The organism is Micromonospora sp. NBRC 110037 (assembly GCF_001652995.1).
In the GTDB taxonomy this organism is placed as follows: Bacteria; Actinomycetota; Actinomycetes; order Mycobacteriales; family Micromonosporaceae; genus Micromonospora; species Micromonospora chalcea.
Genome location: NZ_BBVA01000002.1, coordinates 1,094,381 through 1,117,768, shown reverse-complemented (window position 1 = coordinate 1,117,768; position 23,388 = coordinate 1,094,381). Strand labels below are relative to the sequence as shown.

Below are 23,388 nucleotides of genomic sequence, written 5' to 3'. Positions count from 1 at the left end.
GGAACGCCGATCGACGACAGCACAGCGAAGGGAGCAACGCCGTGAGTCTCTACCAGTGGTTCGAGCGAACCGCGGCACGGGTGCCGGAGGCGGTCGCGCTGGAGGTCGGCGGGGAGCCGGTGACCTACCGCCGGCTGCGCGACCTCGCCGACGGCCTCGCCGGCCGGATCCACACCGAGGTGGGCCGACGCCCGCGCGCGGTCGGCCTGCTGGCCGCCCGCAGCCTGCCCGCGTACGCCGGTTATCTGGCCGCGCTGCGCGCCGGAGCGGTGGTGGTGCCGCTCAACCCGGCCTTCCCACCGGCCCGCACCGCCCGGCTGTGCCGGGACGCGGGGGTGGACGCGCTGGTGGTCGACGACGCCGGCGCCGCGACGGCGGCGCAGGTCGCGGGCGACGCCGTGACGGTACGCCTCGACGGCGCGCCGGGCGTCCCGCCGCCGGCCGCCCCGGTGGCGCCGGACGACGTGGCGTACCTGCTGTTCACCTCCGGCTCGACCGGGCGGCCCAAGGGCGTGCCGATCCGGCACCGCAACGTCGACGCGTTCCTCACATGCTGCCGGGACCGCTACCCGGTCGGCCCGGGCGACCGGCTGTCGCAGACCTTCGACCTGACCTTCGACCCGTCCGTCTTCGACATGTTCGTCGCCTGGGGCGGCGGCGCCACGCTCGTGGTGCCGCAGCCCGACGAGGTGCTGACGCCGGTGCGGTTCGTCAACGAACGACGGATCACGCACTGGTTCTCGGTGCCCTCGGTGGTCTCGCTGGCCCGCCGGATGCGGATGCTCTCCCCCGGCGCCATGCCGGGCCTGCGGCACAGCCTCTTCGCCGGCGAGGCGCTGACGCTGGAGCAGGCGCGGGCGTGGGCGGCGGCGGCGCCGGGCAGCGTGGTGGAGAACCTCTACGGTCCCACCGAGCTGACCGTGACCTGCACCGGTCACCGGCTGCCGGCGGATCCGGCGGACTGGCCGGCCACCTCGAACGGCACCGTGCCGATCGGTGACGCGCACCCCGGGCTCGACGCGATCCTGCGCGGCGAGGACGGCACCGTCGGCGGTGACGACGGCGAGCTGTGCGTGCACGGGCCGCAGCGGTTCGACGGCTACCTCGACCCGGCCGACGACGAGGACCGGTTCGTCACGTACGCCGGTCGCCGGTACTACCGCACCGGGGACCGGGTCCGCCGCGAGCACGGCACGCTCGTGCACCACGGCCGCCTGGACGACCAGGTGAAGCTGCGCGGCTACCGGATCGAACTCGGCGAGATCGAAATGGTTCTGCGCGGCCACCCGGGGGTGCAGGACGCGGTGGTGCTGGCGTTCGGCGCGGGCGCCGACGTCGCCCTGCGCGCCGTCTACACCGGCGCCGCCGGGATCACCGCCGAGTTGACCCGCCGGTGCGCGGACCGGCTGCCCGGCTACATGGTGCCGGCCCGGATCCACCACGTGGCCGCGCTTCCCACGAACGCCAACGGCAAGACCGACCGACGCCGGACCGCCGACCTGGTCGGCAGCGCGACGAGAGGAGAACGACGATGACCGGGACAGGAGACGGACACGAGCAGGAAGGGGCGTTCCGTTCGGTGGCCGGGCGGTTCGCCACCGGAGTGGCGGTGGCGACGGCCGTCGGACCCGACGGCCCGGTGGGCATGACTGTGAACTCCTTCACCACCGTGTCGCTGTCGCCCCGGATGCTGCTGGTCTGCCTGCGGCGGGACTGCCGGCTGCTCGGCGCGGTCCGGCGTACCGGGCGCTTCGCGGTGACGGTGCTCGCCGACGACCAGCGCGCGGAGGCGGCCTGGTTCGCCAGCCGGGGACGGCCCAGCGGCGCCGACGGCTTCACCGGTGTCACCTACGACGCGGAGCGGGCGACCGGCTGCCCGCGCCTGACCGACGGGGTGGCGTACTTCGGCTGCGAGGCCGTCTCCGCCGACCCGGCCGGTGACCACGCCGTGCTGATCGGCGCGGTCCGCTCCGCCGGCCTGCTCCGGCCGACCCCACCGCTGCTGTTCGTGGACGGCCACTACGCGCGGGTCGCCGCACCGGCGGAAGCGCAGGTGGCGCGATGAGCATCGGCGCCGCTCCCGGCGACCTGCGCCACCTGAGCCTGCGCGCCGCGCGGGCCGGGGCGGACGCGATCCGCGAGGCACGGAGCCAGGGTTTCCGGACCATGCACAAGGGCGGGGCGGCGCAGGACCCGGTGACCACCGCCGACCACGCCAGCGAACGGGCCATCCTCGACCTGCTCGCCCGCGACCGGCCGCAGGACGCCGTCCTGGCCGAGGAGTCCGGGCTCAGCGCCGGCTGCTCCGGCCTGCGCTGGATCGTCGACCCGCTCGACGGCACGCTGAACTTCAGCCACGGGGCGAGCCGCTACGCGGTGAGCATCGCGGTGGCGACCGGCTGTGACGACGGCGACGGCCAGGTGGTCGCCGCCACCATCCTGCAACCGGCAACCGGCGCCTGCCTGGTGCTCGACGGCGACGGCGCGCTCGACGGCGACGTCCCGGTCACCGTCGACCGGGAGGCCGCGCCGGGGCACGCCCTGGTGGCGTTCGCGGTGCCGAACGCGCCCGGCCCGCGGCGGCGGGCGTACCAGTCGCTCGTCGGCGTCGCGCCCCTCGTCGCCGACCTGCGCAACTCCGGCTCCACGGTCTGCGACCTGGCGGCGGTGGCCCGGGGGGAACTGGACGCGTTCGTCAGCTTCGACCCCGCGCCGTGGGACGTCGCGGCCGGCACCGCGCTGGTCGAGGCCGCCGGTGGGGTGACCCGACGGTGGCGCCACGACGGGATGGCGGTCCTGGCCACCGGCGCGCCGGCCGTCGTGGCCGCGCTGGCCGGCTGGCTGAGCCCCGACCGTACGGACGACGCCGACGAGAAGAAGGGAACCGACGATGACCGGCAGCGATGAGTTCCGGCTGGCACTTGTGGGGGCGGGCCGGATGGGCCGCCACCACCTGCGGGCCCTGGCCGACCACCGGACGGTCCGGATCCGGCACGTGGTCGACCCGGTTCCGGCGGCACGGGCGGAGGTCGCCGCGGCCGGGCTGCCCGCGTACCCGAGCGTGGCGGACCTGCTCGCGGACGCCACGCCGGACGGTCTCCTGGTGACCGCGCCCACCGGCCGGCACGGCGAGCTGGTCGCGGCCGCCGCCGAGGCCGGGCTGCCGGTGCTGTGCGAGAAGCCGGCCGGGCTCGACCCGGCCGGGGCCGCGCAGGCGGGGCGGGTGGCCGCCGCCGCCGGGATCCCGTTCCAGGTCGCCTACTGGCGGCGGTTCGTCCCGCAGCTGCGCCGGCTGCGCGAGCGGATCGCCGGCGGCGCGCTCGGCGAGGTCCTGTTCGTGGCCGCGTCGCAGTGGGACGGCGAGCCGCCGGCGGCGGCGTTCCGCACCGGCAGCGGCGGGATCTTCGTGGACATGGGCGTGCACGAGTTCGACCAGATCCGGTGGCTGACCGGGCAGGAGATCGACCGGGTCGCCGCGCAGCCCGCCGGTCCGGTCACCGACCCGGCGGTACGCGGCCGGGACGTGGACAGCGCGCAGGCGTTGCTCGGCCTGTCCGGCGGCGGTACCGCGCTGGTCTCGCTCGGCCGGCACCACCGAGGCGGCGACATGGCGACGGTGGAGGTGTTCGGCACCCGGGACCACGAGCGGTTGACCTTCCTCGACCCGGCCGACGGGGACGCCACCATGTACGCGGCCCTGGCCTGCCAGGCGGAGGACTTCGCCGAGCTGGTCCGCGCGGGCCGGTCGGCGGGCGCCGGGGTGGCGGACGCGGTGGCGGTGCTCGACGCGGCGCACCGGGCGACGGCGCAACTCACCCGGGGTCACGAGATACACACCGATCGGTGACAACTTGCACCATCTGGGATCGAGGTATTCCCCAGCCGAAGGTGGGAATTCCAGCCGTGCACCACACTGTGGACGGTCCTGCGGAGCGGGGGAATTCATCGATGCGGTTCAGTGTCCTCGGCCCGCTGGCCCTTCACGTGGACGATCACCCGATCACGCTCACCGGCACCAAGCCCCGCCTTCTGCTCGCCGTGCTGCTGCTGAGCCCGGGGCGCACGGTCGCCACCTCCCGGCTGGTCGACGGCCTGTGGCCGGACGCGCCGCCCGCGTCGGCGGTACGCAACCTGCGGACGTACGTACACCGGCTGCGGCAGGCGCTGGACCGCGGCGGCGACTCGGCCGACCGGCTGGTCCACGACGGCGCCGGCTACCACCTGCGGGTCGACGAGGACGAGCTGGACCTGCTGCGGTTCCGGCGTCTCACCGACGACGCCCGCCGGGCCGCGCGGGGGGACCGGCCGGAGGTCGCCGCCGAGCTGTTCGACCAGGCGGTCGAGCTGTGGGGCGGGCCCCCGCTGGAGGACCTGGCGGATCCGGGCACCGACCTGGGCGCGACCGTCACGGCGCTGCGGGAGCAGCACCGGGAGATCACGACCGAGCTGTTCGACCTGCGCCTGCGACTGCGGCAACCGGCCCGGGTCATCCCGTCGCTGCGCCGGATGGTGGCCGAGGAGCCGCTCGACGAACGCCGGCAGGCGCAGCTGGTGACCGCGCTGACGCTGGAGGGGCGTGTGGCCGAGGCGCTGGCCGTGTACCAGCAGGCCCGGCGCGGCATCGTCGACGAGCTCGGCGTCGACCCCGGTCCCACCCTCCAGGGCGCCCTCCAGGCCGCGCTGGACGGGGACTCCGCCGAGGTCCGACCACCGTCCGGCTGGCCGGCGGTCCTCGGCGCCGGGCCCGCGGCGCCGCCCGGCCCGCCGCCGAGCCCGCAGGCCCTGCCGATGAAGCCGCCGTCCCTGGTCGGCCGGGACACCACGGCCAGCCAGCTCCGCACCATCGCCGAGGGGATCGCCGACCCGGTCGGCGCCGACGAGCACGCCGGGGTCGTGCTCGTGTCCGGCGCGCCGGGCGTCGGCAAGTCGTCGTTCTCGGTGTCCAGCGGGTACGACCTGGCCGACCTCTTTCCCGACGGTCAGCTCTTCGTCAGCTTCGACAGCAGCGACGAGAGACCCCGCGGCAGCGGCGAACTGATCAGGGAGCTGCTCGTCGAGCTGGGTGTACCGCTGTCCGACGTGTCCGAGGACATCCGGGAGCGTTCCGCCGCGCTGCGGTGCGCGCTCGCCGGCCGACGGCTGCTGCTCATCATCGACGACGTCCACTGCGCGCAGCAGGTGCGCCCGCTGCTGCCCGGCGCGGGCCGTAGCCTGGTGCTGATCAACAGCCGGCAGCGCCTGCTGGACCTGGACGTCGGCTGGCGGTTGACGCTCGGCGCGCTCGACCGCGCCGACGCGGTGGAACTGCTGGCCACGATCGCCGGTGAGCGCCGGGTACGTGAGCAACCGGAGGTGTTCGGCCGGATCGCCGCGGCCTGCGACCTGTTGCCACTGGCGCTGCGGATCGTCGGCAGCCGGCTCGTCACCCAGCCCGACGTCGCCCTGCCCGGCTTCGCCGCGCACCTGGAGGACGAGGAGAACCGGCTGTCCGAGCTGGCCGTCGGGGACATCTCGGTGCGCGGCAGCCTCTCGGTCAGCTACCAGGCGCTGGACGTCGACGCCCGCCGGGCGCTGCGCGCGCTGGCCCGCGCCGGCTCGTTCATCACCCCGGCCAGCGCGGTGGAGATCCTGCGCCTGCCCCGGCAGCAGGCCAACCGGATGGTGGAGCACCTGGTCCAGCACAATCTGCTGCTGCCCGTCGACTCGGACGATCCGGGCCAGCACTTCCACCTGCCGGAGTTGCTGCGGCTCTTCGCCCGCGAGTGTGTGGACGCGCACGGCCGCCCGTTGCCGGCCACCTGACCCCGCCGGCAGCCGGATCGGGGTGTGCGGGTCAGCCGACGCGCACACCCCGATCCGGGTCTCCTCACTTGAGGAAGCGGTCCAGCGCGGCCTCGATGGTGCCGCTGTCCGGCGTCGCGTACGACTTCATCGTCACCTTGTTGTAGGAGATGAAGCTCGGGCAGCGGGCGGCCGGAGCGTTCACCGTGCCGCCGTCACCGACCTTCTCGGCGGTCTTGGCGGCGTGGAACGTCAGCGTGTACCGCGAGGAGATGTAGTCGACGGTGACGACCTTGTCCTCGCTGTTCTTGTACTGGCACTTCTTCGGCGTGCCCTCGCTGCCCTCGACCATCTTGAGGCAGCCGATGACGGACACGGTGGCGAAGTCCGCCGACTTGGCGTAGTACGGCTTGGCCGAGCTGATCGTCTTCTGCGACCAGAACGTCGGCCGGTCCGGGGAGTTGGAGAAGACGTACGCCTTCGAGCCCGCCGGCGCGGTGTACGGGGCGGCGTTGAGGATCGGTCCCCCGTCGCAGACCGCCGACATCTCGCTGGCGTACCGCGCGGTGATCGCGTCGTTGTTGGTGGGTCCGTCCGGCCCGGGCGACTCCGGCCCGTCAGCGCTGGGGGTCGCGGACGGACTGCCGTCCGGCCCGGGGGTGGCGCTGCCGGAGGCGACCGGCTTCGGGTCCTCCTCGTCGCCGTTGAAGGCGACGTAGGCGAGCCCGCCGCCGCAGCAGAGCAGCGTCAGCGTCACCGCACCGGCGGCGAGGCCGACGATCAGCCCCTTGCTCTTGCCGCCGCCGCCCTGGGGCGTGCCGGGCGCGTAGGGCGCGGCCGGCGGCGGGAAGCCGGCCTGCCCCGGGTACGACACCGCGGGCTGCGGCGCCCCGTACGGCGCGCCGGAGGCCGGCTGCGATCCGTAGGGCGCGCCGGAAGCGGGCTGGGCGCCGTACGGTGCGCCGGAGGCCGGCTGGGCGCCGTAGGGCGCGCCCGACGCCGGCGGCGAACCGTAGGGGGCACCTGACGCCGGCGGCGAGCCGTAGGGCGCGCCGGAGGCCGGCTGCGCGCCGTACGGGGCGTTCGGGTCGGGCTGGTTGCCCCACGCTCCGGCGTTCGGGTCCGGATAGCCTCCGTAGGGAGGGTGATTGTCACTCATCTGAGGTTCTTCCACCTGTCGTCCGTGGTTCCGGCGATCAACCACTTCGCAGCGTAATGACGGCCGCAAATCCGGGATCGCCGACGTTCGATCGGTCGCTCACCAGCCGTGCCGGGGTGGCTCCGGTGCGTGCCTCCGCGAATCCGGCCCCGGTCCAGCCACCAGGAGCGACAGTGCCGGGGAGCGTTGCGCCGCAACGAATCGACCCGTCGACGGGCTCCCGGCACCCGACTCCGGGGACGCCGAAAAGTGTGACGCACACAACACCTGAGGCCGCGTCGACAACCCTCCCCCAGGCAGTGCCGGACCACATCCCGGGACACGCTTTAGTGAGCACTGTCTATATTGACGTGCGCCACAGGCGTGGACAGAATCCCAGCACCACCACCAGGACCCCTCCGGGAGGGCCCCATGAACCGTCCCCGCCTGCCGCTGATGCGGACCGCCACCAGACTCGCCGCGGTCGCCGCCGCCACCGCCGGCGTGCTGCTCGCGGCCACCGCGCCCGCCGTCGCCGCCGCGCCCACCGGGCGGTACGTGGCGCTCGGCGACTCCTACACCTCCGCCCCGCTCGTGCCCACCCAGGTCGACCTGAACTGCCTGCGCTCCAACCGCAACTACCCGTCCCTGGTCGCGGCGTCCGCCGGTTCGTCGTCGTTCACCGACGTGAGCTGCTCCGGGGCCACCACCGAGGACATCCTGTACGGCGGCGACGGCGCGCTGGGCATCGCGCTGCCACCGCAGGTCAACGCGGTCACCGCCAGCACGGCGCTGGTCACGGTCCAGATCGGCGGCAACGACATCGGCTTCTCCGGCATCATCGGCGACTGCGCCGAGGCGAGCGTGAGCAGCCCGCTCGGGTCGCCCTGCAAGGACCGGTTCACCGCGGGCGGCACCGACCAGTTGCGGGCCCGGATCGCCGCCGCCGCGCCGAAGGTGACGGCCGTGCTGCGGGCGGTCCGCCAGGCCGCGCCGAACGCGCGCGTGGTGGTGCTCGGCTATCCGGCGATCCTGCCCGACAGCGGGTACGGCTGCTGGCCGGTGGTGCCGATCGCCTACCAGGACGTGCCGTACCTGCGCGGCGTCCAGAAGGCGCTCAACACGATGCTCGCCGACACCGCGGCGGCGGGCGGGGCCAGCTACGCCGACGTCTACACCCCGTCGATCGGCCGGGACGCGTGCAAGAGCAGCGGCACCCGCTGGGTGGAGGGGCTGGTGCCGCAGAACTCGGCCGCGCCGTTCCACCCGAACGCCCGCGGTGAGCAGGGCATGGCCACCGCCCTGCTGGCGCACCTGAGCTGACCCGGACGCCGTGAGCCGGCCCCGCCGAGGCGGAACCGGCTCACGGCCCGCGAGCTCACACCCGGGTGATACGGACCGCGTCGGCGACCACGTACCCGGTCCCGGCGCTCCAGCGGCTCACCCCGACCTTGTCCCCGGCGCCGGCGGCGAGCGTGAACACGCCGAGCGAGACCCAGCGTCCGCCGCCGGTGCGCTGGTCGACCGCCACCGACCGGTTGCCGGTCGTGGTGGCGACCAGGTACGGGGTGCGGTCGTTGTAGCCGGGGTCGGCCGGGTACCACACCGACACCTCGTAGGCGCCGGTCGCGGGCAGGCTCGCCCGGAACCAGGCCACGTCGCTGGCCGCCACCGGCGTGGCGAAGCGGTAGTCGGCGCCGTAGCGCTGCCCGGAGTACGCGGAGGCGCCCCAGGCCGCGCCCGCGCTGAACCCGCCCGACGTGGCGTTGTCGACCGTGACGCTCCACGACGCGGGCAGGGTGCCGGCCCGTACGTCCAGGTAGTTGCGGTCGATCTTCATGGTCACGCCGCCCCACGTCTCGGTGACGTCCCCGGCGTACTGGTGCAGGCGCTGCTGGTCGGCGTAGCGGTCGTCGGCGCAGTACGTGCCCCCGTCGGTGTCCGCGACGCCGTTCCACCAGGCGATCCAGATCTGGTCCAGGCGCAGGTACCGGGTGTCGTCGTAGGCGGCGCAGACATCGGTGATGCCGGACGAGCCGCTGGAGTACATGCCGGCGAGGTAGCCGCGCGTGTGCAGCCGCTCGACCCAGCCGGAGAGGAAGGAGAGCACGGCGGCCCGGCAGCTCGCGTTCGACGGGTACTGCTCGATGTCGTTGTAGAGCGTGCTGCCCGCGCCGATGCCGAGCGCCGTCGCGGCGGCGGCCGCGCTGTCCGCCGCGGTCCGGCCCTGCCCGCGGGCGGTGGCCGGGTCGGCGGACATCTTCGGCGTACGGGTGCCGCACGGCGCCTGGTAGCCCAGCTCGATCGGGATCAGCCGCCAGCCCTTGCGGGTCTGGTCGGCGACCCAGGTCGCGGTCAGGTTGGGCTGGGCGCACGTGCGGCTGGCGCCGCTGATGTAGACGCCGACCGCGCGGTACGGCGAGGCGGTCAGCCAGGCGTCCATCGCGGCCTGCGACGGCGCGGTGCACGTGTCGAAGCCCTTGCCGGTGAACGTGCCGGGCTGCGGGCCGACCGCGGCGACAGTGGCGGCGGCCGCGGCCGGGGCGGCCGCGATGGCCGGGGCCGCGGCCGCGGCCACAGCGAGAAGTGTCAGGGCCGTGACGAACGCTCTCATCGGCGCCCCTCCTGTGAAGGATTCCTCGCTCGACGGCGAGACTTGGGCAGGATTTCTACCACGCATCGACGAACGACGACAGATGGCGGTGGCGAAAGTTTTCACAATGGAAACGATCATTGAAGGGTATCGACAGAGCGCCCGACGCCGGGATAGCGTGCCCACACTCACGAGCGTCGATCGTTACTGCGCCGTCACCCGAGGAGCGCCATGCCCACGTCACGATCCCCCCGTCTGCGACGCCGAGGTCTGCTCGGCGTACCCGCCCTGGCGGCCGCCGCCCTCGTGGTGGCCGTCCGTCCCGGTACGGCGCACGCCGCGCCGAAGGCCGAGTGCCTCGCCGACCTGCTCCGGGAGCAGTGATGGCCACCATTCCCTGGCTGGTTGACGTGCTGCGCGGCGCCGGCGTGCAGGTGGTGGTCGAGGGCGACTGGCTCAACCGGATGCGCTCCGGCTCGTTCGACCCGATCGGCGTGCTCTGGCACCACACCGCCGCCACGTCCAGCGCCACCAACCCGCACCCGGCGCTGAACATCTGCATCAACGGCCGCTCCGACCTGCCCGGCCCGCTCTGCCAGGCGCTCGTGGACTACCACGGCGTGTTCCACGTGATCTCGGCCGGCCGGTGCAACCACGCCGGCACCAGCGGCGGCAGCGGCCCGATCCCGGCCGGCGACGGCAACACGCTGATGATCGGCTGGGAGATCGACTACAACGGCGTCGACCAGCGAATGACCACCGCCCAGTACAACGCGAGCATCGCGGCCACCGCCGCCGTGCTCAAGCGGCTCGGCCGGGACTCCAGCTACGCCCGGGGGCACCGGGAGACCAGCACCACCGGCAAGATCGACCCGTCCTTCATCGACCTGAACACGATGCGCGCCGACGTGGCCGCCAAGATGGCCGGCGGCGGCACCGGCTGGACGTCGACGGTGGACAACGCCACCGCGGGCCGGTTCACCGCCAGCGCCAACTGGGGCACCTCGACCTACTCCGGGCAGCGCTACGGCGCCGACTACCGGTACGCGGACCCGGTCGCCGCGAGCGACGCCGCCTGGTACAAGTTCAACGTCCCCCGTACCGGCAACTACCGGGTCGACGCGTGGTGGCCGGCGAACGCGGGCTACAACGCGGCCACGCCGTACATCGTCGCCACCACCACCGGCAACCGGACGGTCACCGTCGACCAGCGGGCGACCGGCGGGCAGTGGCGCTCACTCGGCACGTTCACGCTGCCGGCCGGCGACGCCAACCGGGTGGCGGTCAGCCGGTGGAGCGCCGCCGCCGGCCTGGTCATCGCCGACGCGGTCCGGCTGACCGAGGTCTGAATCCGCGGACGCGGCCGGGTGGACATCCCACCCGGCCGCATCCGTCCCGGCAGTCAGCGCAGCGAGCGGAAGGCCGCCCGCATCTCCTGCGCGAACAACTCCGGCTGCTCCCAGGCGGCGAAGTGCCCACCCCGGTCCAGCTGGTTGTAGTGGATCAGGTTCGGGTACGCCCGCTCCGCCCAGCTGCGCGGCGCGAGCAGGATCTCGTCCGGGAACTGGCTCACCGCGGCCGGCACCCGGACGCCCTTCGCGGCGAAGAACGACAGCGCGTTCTGCGCGTACAGCCGGGCCGAGGACACGCCGGTGTTGGTCAGCCAGTAGAGCGTGACGTTGTCCAGGATGTCGTCGCGGCTCAGGCCGCCGGGCCGGCCGGCGAAGGCGGCGCAGATCAGATCCAGGCTGGCTGCGTCGTGGTCGAGCATGAACGTCGCCAGCCCGGCCGGCGAGTCGGCGAGCGCCGTCAGCGTCTCCGGGCGGGTCGTCATGATCAGCGCGTACGCGGAGTGCTTCCAGAAGAAGTCGATCCGCTCGCAGGCGGCCCGCTCCTCGTTCGAGAGCCCGGCCGGCAGCTCCGCGAGGGGGTTGTTCACGCCGGTGATGCCGCGTTGCAGCAGCGCGTCGATGTCCGGCGGCACCACGCACGGCATGTTCGTGTGGATGCCGGCCAGCTCCGGCGGCGCCTGCACGCCGAGCATGTCGGTGATCAGCGCGCCCCAGTCGCCGCCCTGGGCCACGAACCGGGTGTAACCCAGCCGCCGCATCAGCTCGGTCCAGGCGCGGGCGATGTGCTGCGGGTCCCAGCCGGGCCCGTCCGGCTTGCCGGAGAAGCCGTAGCCGGGCATCGACGGGATCACCAGGTGGAACGCGTCCGAGGCGCGGCCGCCGTGCGCGGTCGGGTCGGTGAGCGGGCCGATGATCTTCAGCTGCTCGATCACCGATCCCGGCCACCCGTGAGTGACGATCAGCGGCAGCGCGTCGTCGTGCCGGGACCGGACGTGGATGAAGTGGATGTCCAGGCCGTCGATCTCGGTGACGAAGTTCGGCAGGTCGTTGAGCCGCGCCTCGACCTTGCGCCAGTCGTACTCGGTCGCCCAGTACCGGGCCAGCGCCTGGCTGGTCTCCAGCGGCACACCCTGGGACTGGTCGTCCACCGTCTGGCGCTCTGGCCACCGGGTGGCCGCGAGCCGGGTCCGCAGGTCCTGCAGGTCCGCCTCCGGCACGTCGACGCGGAACTCGCGGATGTCGGCGCCGGTACGCGTCGGCGTCAGGGTCTTGACGGCCACGGGTTGTCCTCCTCGGGTCGGGTCAGGGACCGAACGTGAAGACGTACGCGCGGAGACCGGGCCGCTCGGCGCGCAGGGTGAGCCGGTGCTCCCCCGGCGGCGCGCCGTCGACCAGCCGGATCATGGCCGCCCGGTCGACGACGACCCGGCTGTCCGGGTCCACGTCGGCACCGCGCGCGTCAGCGGCCGGTTTCCCGTCCAGCAGCACGCGAACCCCGGCCGGTCCCGCCGGTCCGGGGTCGGCCACCAGGTTCACCTCCCCGGCGGTGAACGGCAGGACCAGTTCGGCGTCGCCGCCCGCGACCTCGACGTACTCGCCCTCGACCCGCCAGTCGCCGGTGAGCGCGTACGTGCCGGGCACGCCCCGCTCGGCGCCGAGATAGGTCTCCGGGGTGATCCCCGCGTACGTGGGCTGCCGGCTCGTCACGAACGCTGTCACCTCCGGGGTGACCGGCGGCAGCGCGGTCCCGGGCGCGGCGGACTCGACCAGCCGCCGGATCTCCGTCTCGGTGCGGTCGTAGCCGCCCTCGCCGACCCAGCGGTCGGCCAGCGTGCGCGCCGATCACCGTGAGCCCCAGATCCCGGTAGTCGCGGTGCCACGCCCGCACGTACGGGGCGGTGCGGATCCAGTTCACGCAGGTGTACTCCCAGACGTCGACCAGAACCACGCGCCCGCGCAGCTCCTCCGGCGTCAGCGGCGCGGAGTTCACCCACCGGCGGACGTCGATCGGCGGCAGCCGGGTCGCCACGGCAAGGTCGTCACGCGAAGCACCGGTCATGCGGGACCCCTTCCTCGGCGGACCGTCGGCGGTTACCCGGACGGCACGGCTTCGAACGGCCGCCCGAGGCAGGTGCGCGGGCGTTTGCCCGCCGCCCGGCGGGGTAGGACGCTGCGCCACCCGAGGGCGGGCCGTGCCAGGCGGCGTGGGCGGCCGGGACGTCGCGGAGGGTCGATGACGGCTGGACCAGGGCGGGCGCAGGCCCCGCCGGGCGAGGTGGTGGAGCTGCGGGTGCACGGGGTCTCCGCGGGCGGGGCCGCCGAGGTGCTGGGCCGGCCGCTGGTCCGGCAGGTCGCGGGCGACCGCAGCGCCGGCTTTTACCGTCCCCGTCCGGACCTGGCCGACGGGCGCGGCGCGAGCGGAGTGACGCTGGAGGCGTACCAGTGGAACGACCTGCCGTCCGGCACCGCGCTGCGTACCCTCTCGCTGCTGTTCCTGATGCCCTTCATGCTGCTCAACGTGGCCGTGTGGATGCGGCCGGGGGACGCCGTCGGCGGCGCGGTGGTGCGGGCGCTGTGCCGCGTGCTGGGGTTGAGCCTGACCGCGTTGTACGTGCTCGCCGGGGCCGGGGTCGCGCTGGACCTGGTGGCCTGGCAGTGCCTGTCCGTCCCGGCGTGCGTCGCCGACCGGGAGTGGCTGTCCTGGATGGGCGGGCGGCCGGTCGGGCTGCGGCTGGTGGTGCTGGCGCTGGTCCCGGCGGCCGCGGTGAGCCTGGTCTGGTGGGGCTCCCGGCGGCCGGGACGCTCGTTCACCGCGTTCCGGGCGCCGGAGCGGGCGACGGCCGGGCCTCCGCTGAGCACGATCGGCCAGTGGGACACCGAGCCGCTGATGGGCCGGCTGCGTTCGATCCACATCGCGGCGGCCTTCGCCACCCTCGATGGCTGTCTCCTCGCCGCCCGGGCCGCGCAGGGCGTCCCGCCCACGGTGGCGGTGCTGCTGGCGGTCACCGGCGCGGTGCTGCTCGCCTGCCTGGTCCTGGTCTGCGTGCCGCCGCTCGTCGACCGGGCGCCCACCGACCCGCGACGTGACCGGGTCGCCCGGGTGCTGCGCGGCACCGCGATCGGGCTCACCGTCGTGGTGGCCGGGTATCTGCTGTTCGCCCCGGCCCGCTGGCGTGCCGGCGGCGGGCTGCCCGGCTACGGCTCGATCCTGACCTGGCTGCTGGTCACGCATGCGGTACTGCTCGGCGGCCTGGCCGCGGTGCTGATCTGGCACCGCCTACGAGTCCGCGGCCACCAGCCGCCGAACGGGCTCGGGGCGCTCGTGGTAGCCGCGGCGGCGGGCGGGCTCGCGGTGGCGTACTCCGCCGAGCTGGTCCAGCGCACCGCCGACCTGCTGGACCGGGGCGTGTCCCCGGCGGACGACATACCGGGCCCGGCGCACGCGTACACCTGGGCGATCTACGGCTTCTTCCGCGCGCTGCTGGTGACCCTGGTGGTCGCGGCAGTGGTGGCGCTGGTGTCCCGGCGCGGCCGGATGCGGGCCGCCGGGGCGATCGTCGAGCGGGACTTCCCGTCGCCGCCGGCCGAGGCGGCGCCCCGGCTGCGGCAGGTCCGGACGATGATCGTGCGGGCCCGGTTCACCGACCTGCTGGTGCCGCTGGCGGTGCTGTTCGCCGTCATGGCCGGACTGGGCGCGGCGACCACCGCGATGGCGCTGGTCCGTCCCGATCCGGGCGAGACGCTGGAGCACCGCACGCACGTCCCGGCGGAGCTGGTCATGTTCGGCATCGAGGTGGGCGGGGTGGCGATCTCGGCGGCGGTGCTGGCCCTCATCCTCGCCGGGATCTTCGCCTACCGCAGTCCCGGGTTCCGGCACCACGTCGGCGTGCTCTTCGACCTGGCCACGTTCTGGCCCCGGGCGGCACACCCGTTCGCACCGCCCTGCTACGCCGAGCGGGCCGTGCCGGAGCTGGCCCGGCGCATCACGTACCTGGTGCACAGCGGCAACGGGGTGCTGCTGTCCGGCTACAGCCACGGCTCGGTGCTCGTCGCCGCCACCGTCCTGCAGCTACCGGCGGAGGTCAGCGCGCGGGTCGCCCTGCTCACCTACAGCTCGCCGCTGCGCCGGCTCTACGCCCGCCTGTTCCCCGCCTACGTCGGCGGCGAGATGCTGCGCGGGATCGGCGGCCGGATCGGCTGGCGCTGGCGCAACCTGTGGCGGGACACCGACGCGCTGGGCGGATGGATCTTCTCCCCGCACCGCCCGGACGAGCCGGCCCGCGTCACCGGCCCGGAGGCAACTGTGGACCGTCGCCTCCGGGATCCGGAGAGCCTGGTCGCCCCGCCCTGGGACAGCGTCCCCCCGCCGATAAAGGGTCACCTCCCGTCGGAGGACGACCCGGCGTACGCCGAGACGGTGCGGGACCTGGCCGGGCGGCTGCGCGCCGCCGAGCCGTGACGCGGGCATGGCTTCACGCGGGCGGGTGCTCCGCCTCGAACCGCTCCCGGGTGAGGAACGCCAGCCTCGCCCGCTTGTCCGGCATGTCGATGTCGGGGCCGAACGTGAAGCCCTCGATGCGCAGGCGGCGCAGCATGGCGTCGTTGCGCACGTCCGGCTCGGCCACCACGCGACGCGCGGCCGGGTCACGCAGCAGGAACCGCATCAGGGCCGGGAAGACCGCGCCGGTCACGCCGCGCGGGTACCGCCGGGGCGGGTCGAGCAGCAGGTGCATCCCCACGTCGCCGGGCTGCACCGGGTAACGCTCGCCGACCGGGTCCGCCTCCGGCTGGTACGTCTGGAACAGCCCGATCGGCTCGCCGTCGAGCCGGATCAGGTACGCGTGGTGGGTCTCCAGCCCGTCGACGAACGCGTAGATGTCGCGTACCTGGTCGACGGTGTGCGAGCCCATGCCCCAGAACCGGTTGCGGGGCCGGATCACCCAGCCGTGCAGCAGGCCGGCGTCCCGCTCGGGGCGGAGCGGCTCCAGCGCCAGCGCGCCGAGGCCGGAAATCGACTCCAGGTGGATCACGTCGTCTCGTCTCCCGTCAGTGGGCCGGCGGGCACCGGGATCAGCGTCCCGGCGGCCCAGTGGGTCAGCTGGTCGGCGAAGTGCGGGTCGCCGGGGCGCCCGGACGCGCCGAACGGGACGATCCAGCCGCTGGCCGCCCGGTCGGTCAGGTCCCACACGTAGCGGGCCACCGGGCCGCGCCAGCAGGCGTCGGAGACGCCCGGCACGCTGGAGGTGGCCAGCACGCAGTCGGTGTCACCGGCCAGCGCCACCCGCTCCCGCATCGCGGTCACCGCGTCGGTGACCGCCGGGGCGACGCCCAGGTGCACCGGGTGCAGCAGGTGCCGGCTGCCCCACTCACCGGGCGGCGGGCCGGCGGCCACCTCGGCCAGCGCCTCGGCCGCCGGTTCCGCGAGGTCGAACCCGGCCGCGAGGTGATCCAGCGCCAGGCCGATCCGCGCCGCCGGGTCGGTCCAGGGGGCGAACAACTCGTCGAACCCGCACGGCTCGTCGAGCGCACGCAACCCCGGGTGTACGCGCAGCCGCCGGGCCAGCGCCGCCCGCCAGGCCGCGTACGCGCCCGCCTCGGCCGACCCGCCCGCCATCGCCCGGTCCCATCGGCGCAGCCGCCGCAGCAGCGCGCGGGCGGGTTCGTCGAGCCGGCCCGGGTCGAGCCGGTCGAGCAGCCGGTACAGCGGGCCGGCCGGGAGCCGGTCGTCGGTGTGCACTGTGGACGCCTCGGCGCCCTCGGCGAGCAGCGCGCGGATCCGGCGCGCCCGGTGCGGCGGGGCGAAGTCGACACCGTGCGCTGCGACGTCGTCGCGGCGGTCGTTGGCGCACACCGCCACGCCGTCGACCCGCTCGTCCACCGGCGGCACGTAGTCGCCCCGCCACCGGTAGGCCGGCTCCCAGGCCGGCACCGGCTCCCGGCGGCACCGTTCGTCGCGTACCGGGACCAGGCCGGCGACCAGACGGCGGACGCCGCCCTCGGTGTCGGCGGTGAGCACGCTGTTGACCGGCTCGACCCAGTGGCGCAGCGCGTCGGCGACGTCGGCGGCGCGCCGGGCGCGCAGCAGCGGCAGCAGCGCCTCGAAGCCGAGCCGGGCCTCCACCCGGCTCGGGGCGCGCAGCGCGATGGCCTCGCCGGTGACCCGGTCGTGGTCGATCACCGGCCCGCGCGGCGTCTCGATCACCTCGACCGTCTCCGGGTCGCCGCCGCGGACCTTGATCTCCTCGACGTGACGCGCGACCGGGGTCCAGCCGTCGGCGTCGCGCGCCAGCACCCGGTCGCCGTCGCGGCGCAGCCGCTCGCGGTAGAGGTCCTGGTAGTCGGCCATCGCGTTGGTGACGGCCCAGGCCACGTGGCCGGTGTGGCCGAAGTGCGGCAGGCCCGGCACACCGGGGAAGGCGAGGCCGACCACGTCGAACTCCGGGCAGGCCAGCCGGACCTGCTGGTAGACGCCGGGCAGTTCGAGCAGCCGGTGCGGGTCGCCGGCGATCAGCGGGCCGCGCCCGGTGGCCGGGTCGGCGGGCAGCGCCCAGGCGTTGCTGCCCGACGACGCCGGTCCTTCCACGGCGAACAGTCCGGCCGCATCGGGGCCGAGCGTGCGGGCCACGTGCGCGTGCCAGAGCTTGTTCGGGAAGGTGGAGAACAGCACGTGCTGGACGAGGAACACGCCGAGCGGCGACCAGGGGCGCCAGGGTTCGGGCGCGGCGCCGGTGGCGGCGAACTCGGGCGCGGCGGCGGCGCCCTCGGCGAGTCCGGCGTTGACCCCGTCCACGTACGCCTCGACCCACCGCCGGGTGTCCGGGTCCAGCCGTTCGTAGCAGCGCCGGGCGGTGTCGTCCAGCCGTACGCGGCGGGCGAACCGGTCCCACGCCAGCTCGGACGGTCCGACGTGGGCGGCCAGGCGGCCCTCGGCACGCCATCGTTCGACGCTGATCTGCCACGCCCGGTCGGTCGCGGCGACACGCCCCTGCAGACGGGCCAGCGCGTCGGCGTCACCGGCCCACAGTTGCGGCACGCCCCACTGATCGCAATCGACGCGCGTCACCGTCTCGGCCCGCCTCGGCGCGCCGGGCGGCGGTTCCGTTCCACAGTCAACTTAGGATAACCTCCCCTAACCGAGGGCGACCTTACCGCGACACGCGGCAGGCGCCAACCGGCGGTAGTTCCAGGACAAAGCGCACCGAGTCGCGCTTGCTAGTTAGGCGAGCCTAACCTAACCTGATCGCCGCGGCTGTGGCCGCACGTCCTGTCCGTACGACCGCTGGGAAGTCGCATGAGTTCGATCGGGAGCCCGACCGGCGCCGCGCCCACCGACACCGGCCGCGCCGCCGCCACGGCCCGCGACCACCTGTTCAACGCCGGCTCGCTCGCGCGGTACCGGGACGTGCTGGCGCGCGGCGTCGACCGGGTCGCCCGGCGGGTCGGCGAGGTGGACACGCCGTTCACCGGCGTCACGCCCGACCAGCTGGCGCCGCTCATCGGCGGCATCGACCTCGACCGCCCGCTCGGCGACACCGACGCCGCCCTGGACGAGCTGCACGACGTGTGGCTACGCGACGCGGTGTGGTTCCACCACCCGCGCTACCTGGCCCACCTCAACTGCCCGGTGGTCATCCCGGCGCTGCTCGGCGAGGCGGTGCTCAGCGCGGTGAACTCCTCACTGGACACCTGGGACCAGAGCACCGGGGCCACCCTGATGGAGCGGCGCCTGATCGAGTGGACGGCCGGGCGGATCGGGCTGGGTCCGACCGCCGACGGGGTGTTCACCAGCGGCGGCACCCAGTCGAACCTCCAGGCCATGCTGCTGGCCCGGGAGGAGGCGTACCGCCGGGCGGTGGGTGGCGCGGCCACCCGGCCGGACCGGCCGCAGGTGCTGTCCCGGCTGCGCGTCATCACCTCCGCGGCCGGGCACTTCAGTGTGCAGAAGGCCGCCAAGCTGCTCGGCCTCGCCGCCGACGCGGTGCTCACCGTGCCCACCGACGCGGCCCGCCGGATGCGCGCCGACGAGCTGGCCCGCACGATCGACAGCTGCCACCGCGACGGTCAGGTGGTGATGGCAGTGGTCGCCACCGCCGGCACCACCGACTTCGGCAGCATCGACCCGCTGCCCGAGATCGCCGACATCTGCGCCGATGCGGGCGTCTGGATGCACGTCGACGCCGCGTACGGCTGCGGGTTGCTCGTCTCCCCCACCCGCCGCCACCTGCTCGACGGCATCGAGCGGGCCACCTCGGTGACAGTCGACTACCACAAGTCCTTCTTCCAGCCGGTCAGCTCCAGCGCGCTGCTGGTGCGCGACGGCCGGGCGCTGCGCCACGCCACCTGGCACGCCGACTACCTCAACCCGGCCCGCGCGGTCGAGCAGGGCATCCCGAACCAGGTCGACAAGAGCATCCAGACGACGCGGCGGTTCGACGCCTGCAAGCTCTGGCTGACCCTGCGGATCATGGGGCCGGACGCGGTCGGCGAGCTGTTCGACCAGGTCGTCGACCTCGCGGCGCAGGCGTGGCAGCGGCTCGACGCCGACCCGCGCTTCGAGGTGGCCGCACCGTCGCAGCTGAGCACAGTGGTCTTCCGCTACCGGCCGTCCGGCCTTCCGCCCGACCTGGCCGACGAGGCCAACCTGCACGCCCGCGACGCGCTGGCCGCCTCCGGCGCCGCCCTGGTCGCCGGCACCAAGGTCGACGGCGCGCACCACCTGAAGCTCACGCTGCTCAACCCCGAGACCACAGTGGACGACATCGCCCACGTGCTGGACCTCATCGCCGACCACGCCGCCTGGTACGCCCGGACCGCTGCCGCCGAGCTGTCCTGCCCGGTCGGCTGACCCCCGTCGAGGAGAACGAGAACCCCATGTCGACCCACGACTTCATCGCCGTCGGGCTGGGCCCCTACAACCTCGGCCTGGCCTGCCTCACCGCACCGATCGACGACCTCGACGGGCTGTTCCTGGAGGCCCGCGACAGCTTCGACTGGCATCCCGGCATGCTGCTCGAATCGACCCGGCTCCAGACGCCGTTCATCGCCGACCTGGTCACGCTCGCGGACCCCACCTCGCCGTACTCGTTCCTGAGTTACCTGAAGGAGACCGGGCGGCTCTACCCGTTCTACATCCGGGAGAGCTTCTTCCCGCTGCGCGCCGAGTACAACGACTACTGCCGCTGGGCCGCCGCCAAGCTGCCGAACCTGCGCTTCCGGCACGCCGTCACCGCCGTCGAGTACGACGCGACCGACGACCGGTACGTGGTGCGCGCCGACACGCCGGACGGGCCGGTCACCCACCGGGCCCGGCACCTCGTGCTCGGCACCGGCACGCCGCCGTACCTGCCGCCGGCCTGCGCCGGGCTGGGCGGTGACATGATCCACAACTCGCGCTACATGGAACACCGGGAGGCGCTGCGGGCCAAGGACAGCATCACCATCGTCGGCAGCGGCCAGAGCGCCGCCGAGATCTACCACGACCTGCTCGGCGACATCGACACGTACGGCTACCAGCTCACCTGGGTGACCCGCTCGCCCCGGTTCTTCCCGCTGGAGTACACCAAGCTCACGCTGGAGATGACCTCGCCGGACTACGTGGACTACTTCCACGCGCTGCCCGAGCCGACCCGCTACGCGCTGGAGGCCGCGCAGAAGCCGCTGTTCAAGGGCATCAACGCCGACCTGATCAACGACATCTACGACCTGCTGTACGCCAAGAGCCTGCACGGACCGGCGCCCACCCGCCTGCTGACGAACACCGAACTGGTCGAGGCGGCGTACGCCGACGGCCGCTACCGCCTCGGGCTGCGCCACACCGAGCAGGACCGCGCGTTCACGCTGGACACCGCAGGACTGGTGCTGGCCACCGGCTACCACTACCGGGTGCCGGAGTTCCTCGCGCCAGTACGCGACCGGCTGCGCTTCGACGCGCACGGCCGCTTCGACGTGGCCCGCAACTACAGCGTCGACCACACCGGCCGCCGGGTGTTCCTGCAGAACGGGGGCACGCACACGCACAGCATCACCTCGCCGGACCTGGGCATGGGCCCGTACCGCAACTCGTGGCTGATCCGGGAGATGACCGGCCGCGAGCACTACCCGGTGGAGAAGAGCATCGCCTTCCAGGAGTTCGGAGCGCCGGCGTGAGCGCGTTCACCCGCGTCGACGACGCGCTGGGCGAGTTCGCGCTGCGCCCGCTGGACCCGGACGCCGACGCCGCGCTGCTGCACCGCTGGGTCACCCATCCCAAGTCCGCGTTCTGGCTCATGCAGGACGCCGACGTGGCCGCGGTCGCCGCCGAGTACCGGCGCATCGCCGACCACCCGCACCACGACGCGTACCTCGGGTCGTGGCGCGGCACCCCGGCGTTCCTGGCCGAACGGTACGACCCGGCGCACGTCGAGCTGGTCGGCCTGTACGACCCGGAGCCCGGCGACGTGGGCATGCACTTCCTCTGCGCACCCGCCGACACGCCGGTGCACGGCTTCACCCGCGCCGTCATCACCACGGTGATGGCCTGGCTGTTCGCCGACCCGGCGACCCGCCGCGTGGTGGTGGAACCGGACGTGCGCAACACCGCCGTGCACGCGCTCAACGCGGCCGTCGGCTTCACCGTCGTCGGCCCGATCCGCAAGCCCGAGAAGGAGGCGCTGCTCAGCGTCTGCACCCGGGACCAGTTCCGGGCCGCCACCGGCGCGCCCGCAGGCGAGGAAGGGGCACCGGCGTGAACGCCAGCGCAGCAGTGGACCACCTGACCCCCGAGGCGTGGGCGACCGCCAACCGGCTGCTGGTGCGCAAGGCGCTCGCCGAGTTCGCCCACGAGCGCCTGATCACCCCCGAGCCCACCGGCCCCGGGCAGTGGCTGGTCCGCAGCGACGACGCCGCCGTCGAGTACCGGTTCGCCGCGCGGCGGCTGGCGCTGGACCACTGGGAGGTCGACGCGGACAGCATCGTGCGCCGCCGCGACGGCGCGGACCTGCCGCCGGACGCCGTGGATCTGTGCGTGGAGCTGCGCGGCGCGCTCGGCCTCACCGACGCGATCCTGCCGGTCTACCTGGAGGAGATCACCTCCACGCTGGCCGGAACCGCGTACAAGCTCGCCAAGCCCGCGGTGAGCGCCGCCGAGCTGGCCGCCGCCGGGTTCCAGGCGATCGAGACCGGCATGACCGAGGGCCACCCCTGCTTCGTGGCCAACAACGGCCGCCTCGGCTTCGGCGTGCACGAGTACCGCGCGTACGCCCCGGAGGCCGCCGCGCCGGTACGGCTGCTCTGGCTCGCCGCGCACCGCGACCACACCACCTTCACCTGCGCCGACGACCTGGACTACGACACGCTGATGCGGGCCGAGCTGGGCGAGGCGACGCTGGCCGGGTTCACCGGCACGCTCACCGGGCTGGGCCTGGACCCGGCCGACTACCTGTTCGTCCCCGTGCACCCGTGGCAGTGGTGGAACAAGCTCGCCGTCACGTTCGCCGGTGAGGTGGCCGCGCGCCGGCTGGTCTGCCTCGGCGAGGGGCCGGACGAATACCTCGCGCAGCAGTCCATCCGCACCTTCTTCAACGTCAGCGACCCGGCGAAGCACTACGTGAAGACCGCGCTGTCGGTGCTGAACATGGGCTTCATGCGCGGGCTGTCCGCCGCGTACATGGAGGCCACGCCGGCGATCAACGACTGGCTGGCCGGGCTGATCGAGGGCGACCCGGTGCTCAAGCGCACCGGCCTGTCGATCATCCGGGAGCGCGCCGCGATCGGTTACCGGCACCGGCAGTACGAGGCGGCCACCGATCGCTACTCCCCGTACCGGAAGATGCTGGCGGCGCTGTGGCGGGAGAGCCCGGTGCCCGGGCTGGAACCCGGGCGGCGGCTGGCCACCATGGCCTCGCTGCTGCACCTGGACCGCGACGGCCGGTCGCTGGCCGCGGCGCTGATCGACGAGTCCGGGCTGGCGCCGGCCGACTGGCTGCGCCGCTACCTGGACGCCTACCTGGTGCCGCTGCTGCACAGCCTGTACGCCCACGACCTGGCGTTCATGCCGCACGGCGAGAACGTCATCCTGGTGCTGCGCGACGGCGTCGTCGAGCGGGTCGTGTTCAAGGACATCGCCGAGGAGATCGTGGTGATGGACCCGGACGCGGACCTGCCGGAGCGGGTCCGGCGGATCCGGGCCGCCGTACCCGAGGACGAGAAGATCCTGTCCATCTTCACCGACGTCTTCGACTGCTTCCTGCGGCACCTCAGCGCCACCCTGCACACCCGGGGCGTGCTCGACCAGGCCGAGTTCTGGCGCACCGTCGCCGCGTGCGCCGCCGACTACGCCGCCACGGTGCCGCACCTGGCCGACCGGATGCGCCGGCACGACCTGTTCGCGCCGGAGTTCACGCTGTCCTGCCTCAACCGGCTCCAGCTGCGCAACAACCAGCAAATGGTGGACCTGTCCGACCCGTCGGCCGCGTTGCAGTTCGCCGGCACGCTGGTCAACCCGCTCGCCCCGTACGCGCCGCGCGGATGACGAAGCGGGCCGGCGC

19 protein-coding genes are annotated in these 23,388 nt (G+C 74.0%); 13 read left to right on the top strand and 6 right to left on the bottom strand.

Annotation, left to right across the window (positions count from 1 at the left end; all coding sequences use genetic code 11):
• The first annotated feature begins 41 nt into the window (after positions 1-41).
• From A4R25_RS04005 to A4R25_RS03985, 5 genes are all read left to right on the top strand, one after another.
• Positions 42-1,535, top strand: a complete 1,494-nt coding sequence (locus tag A4R25_RS04005) for an amino acid adenylation domain-containing protein (RefSeq protein WP_064445641.1) — start codon at positions 42-44, stop codon at positions 1,533-1,535.
• Positions 1,532-2,065, top strand: coding sequence for a flavin reductase family protein (locus A4R25_RS04000; RefSeq protein ID WP_043323361.1), 534 nt, complete (start codon positions 1,532-1,534; stop codon positions 2,063-2,065). The genes A4R25_RS04005 and A4R25_RS04000 overlap by 4 nt, the downstream gene beginning before the upstream one ends.
• Positions 2,062-2,907: an inositol monophosphatase family protein gene (locus tag A4R25_RS03995; RefSeq protein ID WP_064445640.1), complete on the top strand. Its 846-nt coding sequence runs from the start codon at positions 2,062-2,064 to the stop codon at positions 2,905-2,907. Before A4R25_RS04000 ends, A4R25_RS03995 begins: the two co-directional genes overlap by 4 nt.
• The gene (locus A4R25_RS03990; RefSeq protein WP_043323360.1) at positions 2,891-3,847 is read left to right on the top strand and encodes a Gfo/Idh/MocA family protein; all 957 of its coding nucleotides are present in this window, start codon (positions 2,891-2,893) and stop codon (positions 3,845-3,847) included. The genes A4R25_RS03995 and A4R25_RS03990 overlap by 17 nt, the downstream gene beginning before the upstream one ends.
• 101 nt (positions 3,848-3,948) lie before the next feature.
• Positions 3,949-5,802 (top strand): AfsR/SARP family transcriptional regulator, encoded by a 1,854-nt coding sequence (locus tag A4R25_RS03985; protein ID WP_064445639.1) that lies wholly within the window; start codon positions 3,949-3,951, stop codon positions 5,800-5,802.
• A gap of 64 nt (positions 5,803-5,866) precedes the next feature.
• Here the strand turns inward: A4R25_RS03985 and A4R25_RS03980 are convergent, their stop codons facing one another.
• On the bottom strand, positions 5,867-6,940 hold the full coding sequence (locus A4R25_RS03980; protein WP_064445638.1) for a hypothetical protein: 1,074 nt from the start codon (positions 6,938-6,940) through the stop codon (positions 5,867-5,869).
• A 411-nt stretch (positions 6,941-7,351) separates the two neighbouring features.
• Here A4R25_RS03980 and A4R25_RS03975 point away from each other — a divergent pair, with 411 nt between their 5' ends.
• On the top strand, positions 7,352-8,242 hold the full coding sequence (locus tag A4R25_RS03975) for an SGNH/GDSL hydrolase family protein (RefSeq protein WP_043323357.1): 891 nt from the start codon (positions 7,352-7,354) through the stop codon (positions 8,240-8,242).
• 55 nt (positions 8,243-8,297) lie between these two features.
• On the opposite strand, the gene A4R25_RS03970 is transcribed toward A4R25_RS03975, so the two are convergent.
• The gene (locus A4R25_RS03970) at positions 8,298-9,533 is read right to left on the bottom strand and encodes a glycoside hydrolase domain-containing protein (protein ID WP_064445637.1); all 1,236 of its coding nucleotides are present in this window, start codon (positions 9,531-9,533) and stop codon (positions 8,298-8,300) included.
• 210 nt (positions 9,534-9,743) lie between these two features.
• Between A4R25_RS03970 and A4R25_RS31390 the strand changes: the two genes are divergently transcribed.
• Both A4R25_RS31390 and A4R25_RS03965 read left to right on the top strand, forming a co-directional pair.
• On the top strand, positions 9,744-9,896 hold the full coding sequence (locus tag A4R25_RS31390; RefSeq protein ID WP_166456009.1) for a hypothetical protein: 153 nt from the start codon (positions 9,744-9,746) through the stop codon (positions 9,894-9,896).
• Positions 9,896-10,861, top strand: a complete 966-nt coding sequence (locus tag A4R25_RS03965; RefSeq protein ID WP_064445636.1) for an N-acetylmuramoyl-L-alanine amidase — start codon at positions 9,896-9,898, stop codon at positions 10,859-10,861. Before A4R25_RS31390 ends, A4R25_RS03965 begins: the two co-directional genes overlap by 1 nt.
• 53 nt (positions 10,862-10,914) lie before the next feature.
• Here A4R25_RS03965 and A4R25_RS03960 read toward each other — a convergent pair whose 3' ends face one another.
• Together A4R25_RS03960 and A4R25_RS31685 are read right to left on the bottom strand one after the other, a co-directional pair.
• Positions 10,915-12,144, bottom strand: coding sequence for an epoxide hydrolase family protein (locus A4R25_RS03960; protein WP_064445635.1), 1,230 nt, complete (start codon positions 12,142-12,144; stop codon positions 10,915-10,917).
• A gap of 22 nt (positions 12,145-12,166) precedes the next feature.
• The gene (locus tag A4R25_RS31685; RefSeq protein WP_231915422.1) at positions 12,167-12,571 is read right to left on the bottom strand and encodes a hypothetical protein; all 405 of its coding nucleotides are present in this window, start codon (positions 12,569-12,571) and stop codon (positions 12,167-12,169) included.
• Positions 12,572-13,097: 526 nt separating this feature from the next.
• Here A4R25_RS31685 and A4R25_RS03950 point away from each other — a divergent pair.
• Positions 13,098-15,323 carry a hypothetical protein gene (locus tag A4R25_RS03950; protein WP_043323352.1) on the top strand — a complete coding sequence of 742 codons (2,226 nt, stop codon included), beginning with the start codon at positions 13,098-13,100 and terminating at the stop codon, positions 15,321-15,323.
• 13 nt (positions 15,324-15,336) lie between these two features.
• On the opposite strand, the gene A4R25_RS03945 is transcribed toward A4R25_RS03950, so the two are convergent.
• The gene (locus A4R25_RS03945; RefSeq protein WP_064445634.1) at positions 15,337-15,894 is read right to left on the bottom strand and encodes a GNAT family N-acetyltransferase; all 558 of its coding nucleotides are present in this window, start codon (positions 15,892-15,894) and stop codon (positions 15,337-15,339) included.
• Positions 15,891-17,927, bottom strand: a complete 2,037-nt coding sequence (locus A4R25_RS03940) for a penicillin acylase family protein (RefSeq protein ID WP_064445633.1) — start codon at positions 17,925-17,927, stop codon at positions 15,891-15,893. The genes A4R25_RS03945 and A4R25_RS03940 overlap by 4 nt, the downstream gene beginning before the upstream one ends.
• Before the next feature lie 228 nt (positions 17,928-18,155).
• Here A4R25_RS03940 and A4R25_RS03935 point away from each other — a divergent pair, with 228 nt between their 5' ends.
• From A4R25_RS03935 to A4R25_RS03920, 4 genes are read left to right on the top strand one after another with little or no spacing between them, the layout of a single operon-like run.
• Positions 18,156-19,709 (top strand): aspartate aminotransferase family protein, encoded by a 1,554-nt coding sequence (locus A4R25_RS03935; protein WP_064445632.1) that lies wholly within the window; start codon positions 18,156-18,158, stop codon positions 19,707-19,709.
• Positions 19,710-19,735: 26 nt separating this feature from the next.
• Positions 19,736-21,010, top strand: coding sequence for a lysine N(6)-hydroxylase/L-ornithine N(5)-oxygenase family protein (locus A4R25_RS03930; protein ID WP_064445631.1), 1,275 nt, complete (start codon positions 19,736-19,738; stop codon positions 21,008-21,010).
• Positions 21,007-21,591, top strand: a complete 585-nt coding sequence (locus A4R25_RS03925; protein WP_064445630.1) for a GNAT family N-acetyltransferase — start codon at positions 21,007-21,009, stop codon at positions 21,589-21,591. The genes A4R25_RS03930 and A4R25_RS03925 overlap by 4 nt, the downstream gene beginning before the upstream one ends.
• Positions 21,588-23,372, top strand: coding sequence for an IucA/IucC family siderophore biosynthesis protein (locus tag A4R25_RS03920; RefSeq protein WP_064445629.1), 1,785 nt, complete (start codon positions 21,588-21,590; stop codon positions 23,370-23,372). Before A4R25_RS03925 ends, A4R25_RS03920 begins: the two co-directional genes overlap by 4 nt.
• Positions 23,373-23,388: the final 16 nt, after the last annotated feature.

Excerpts from the sequence above, each read along its gene's own strand:
- A4R25_RS04000 (WP_043323361.1), top strand. The coding sequence starts at position 1,532 with ATGACCGGGACAGGAGACGGACACGAGCAGGAAGGGGCGTTCCGTTCG.
- A4R25_RS03995 (WP_064445640.1), top strand. The coding sequence starts at position 2,062 with ATGAGCATCGGCGCCGCTCCCGGCGACCTGCGCCACCTGAGCCTGCGC.
- A4R25_RS03990 (WP_043323360.1), top strand. The coding sequence starts at position 2,891 with ATGACCGGCAGCGATGAGTTCCGGCTGGCACTTGTGGGGGCGGGCCGG.
- A4R25_RS03985 (WP_064445639.1), top strand. The coding sequence starts at position 3,949 with ATGCGGTTCAGTGTCCTCGGCCCGCTGGCCCTTCACGTGGACGATCAC.
- A4R25_RS03980 (WP_064445638.1), bottom strand. The coding sequence starts at position 6,940 with ATGAGTGACAATCACCCTCCCTACGGAGGCTATCCGGACCCGAACGCC.
- A4R25_RS03975 (WP_043323357.1), top strand. The coding sequence starts at position 7,352 with ATGAACCGTCCCCGCCTGCCGCTGATGCGGACCGCCACCAGACTCGCC.
- A4R25_RS03970 (WP_064445637.1), bottom strand. The coding sequence starts at position 9,533 with ATGAGAGCGTTCGTCACGGCCCTGACACTTCTCGCTGTGGCCGCGGCC.
- A4R25_RS31390 (WP_166456009.1), top strand. The coding sequence starts at position 9,744 with ATGCCCACGTCACGATCCCCCCGTCTGCGACGCCGAGGTCTGCTCGGC.
- A4R25_RS03965 (WP_064445636.1), top strand. The coding sequence starts at position 9,896 with ATGGCCACCATTCCCTGGCTGGTTGACGTGCTGCGCGGCGCCGGCGTG.
- A4R25_RS03950 (WP_043323352.1), top strand. The coding sequence starts at position 13,098 with ATGACGGCTGGACCAGGGCGGGCGCAGGCCCCGCCGGGCGAGGTGGTG.
- A4R25_RS03935 (WP_064445632.1), top strand. The coding sequence starts at position 18,156 with ATGAGTTCGATCGGGAGCCCGACCGGCGCCGCGCCCACCGACACCGGC.
- A4R25_RS03930 (WP_064445631.1), top strand. The coding sequence starts at position 19,736 with ATGTCGACCCACGACTTCATCGCCGTCGGGCTGGGCCCCTACAACCTC.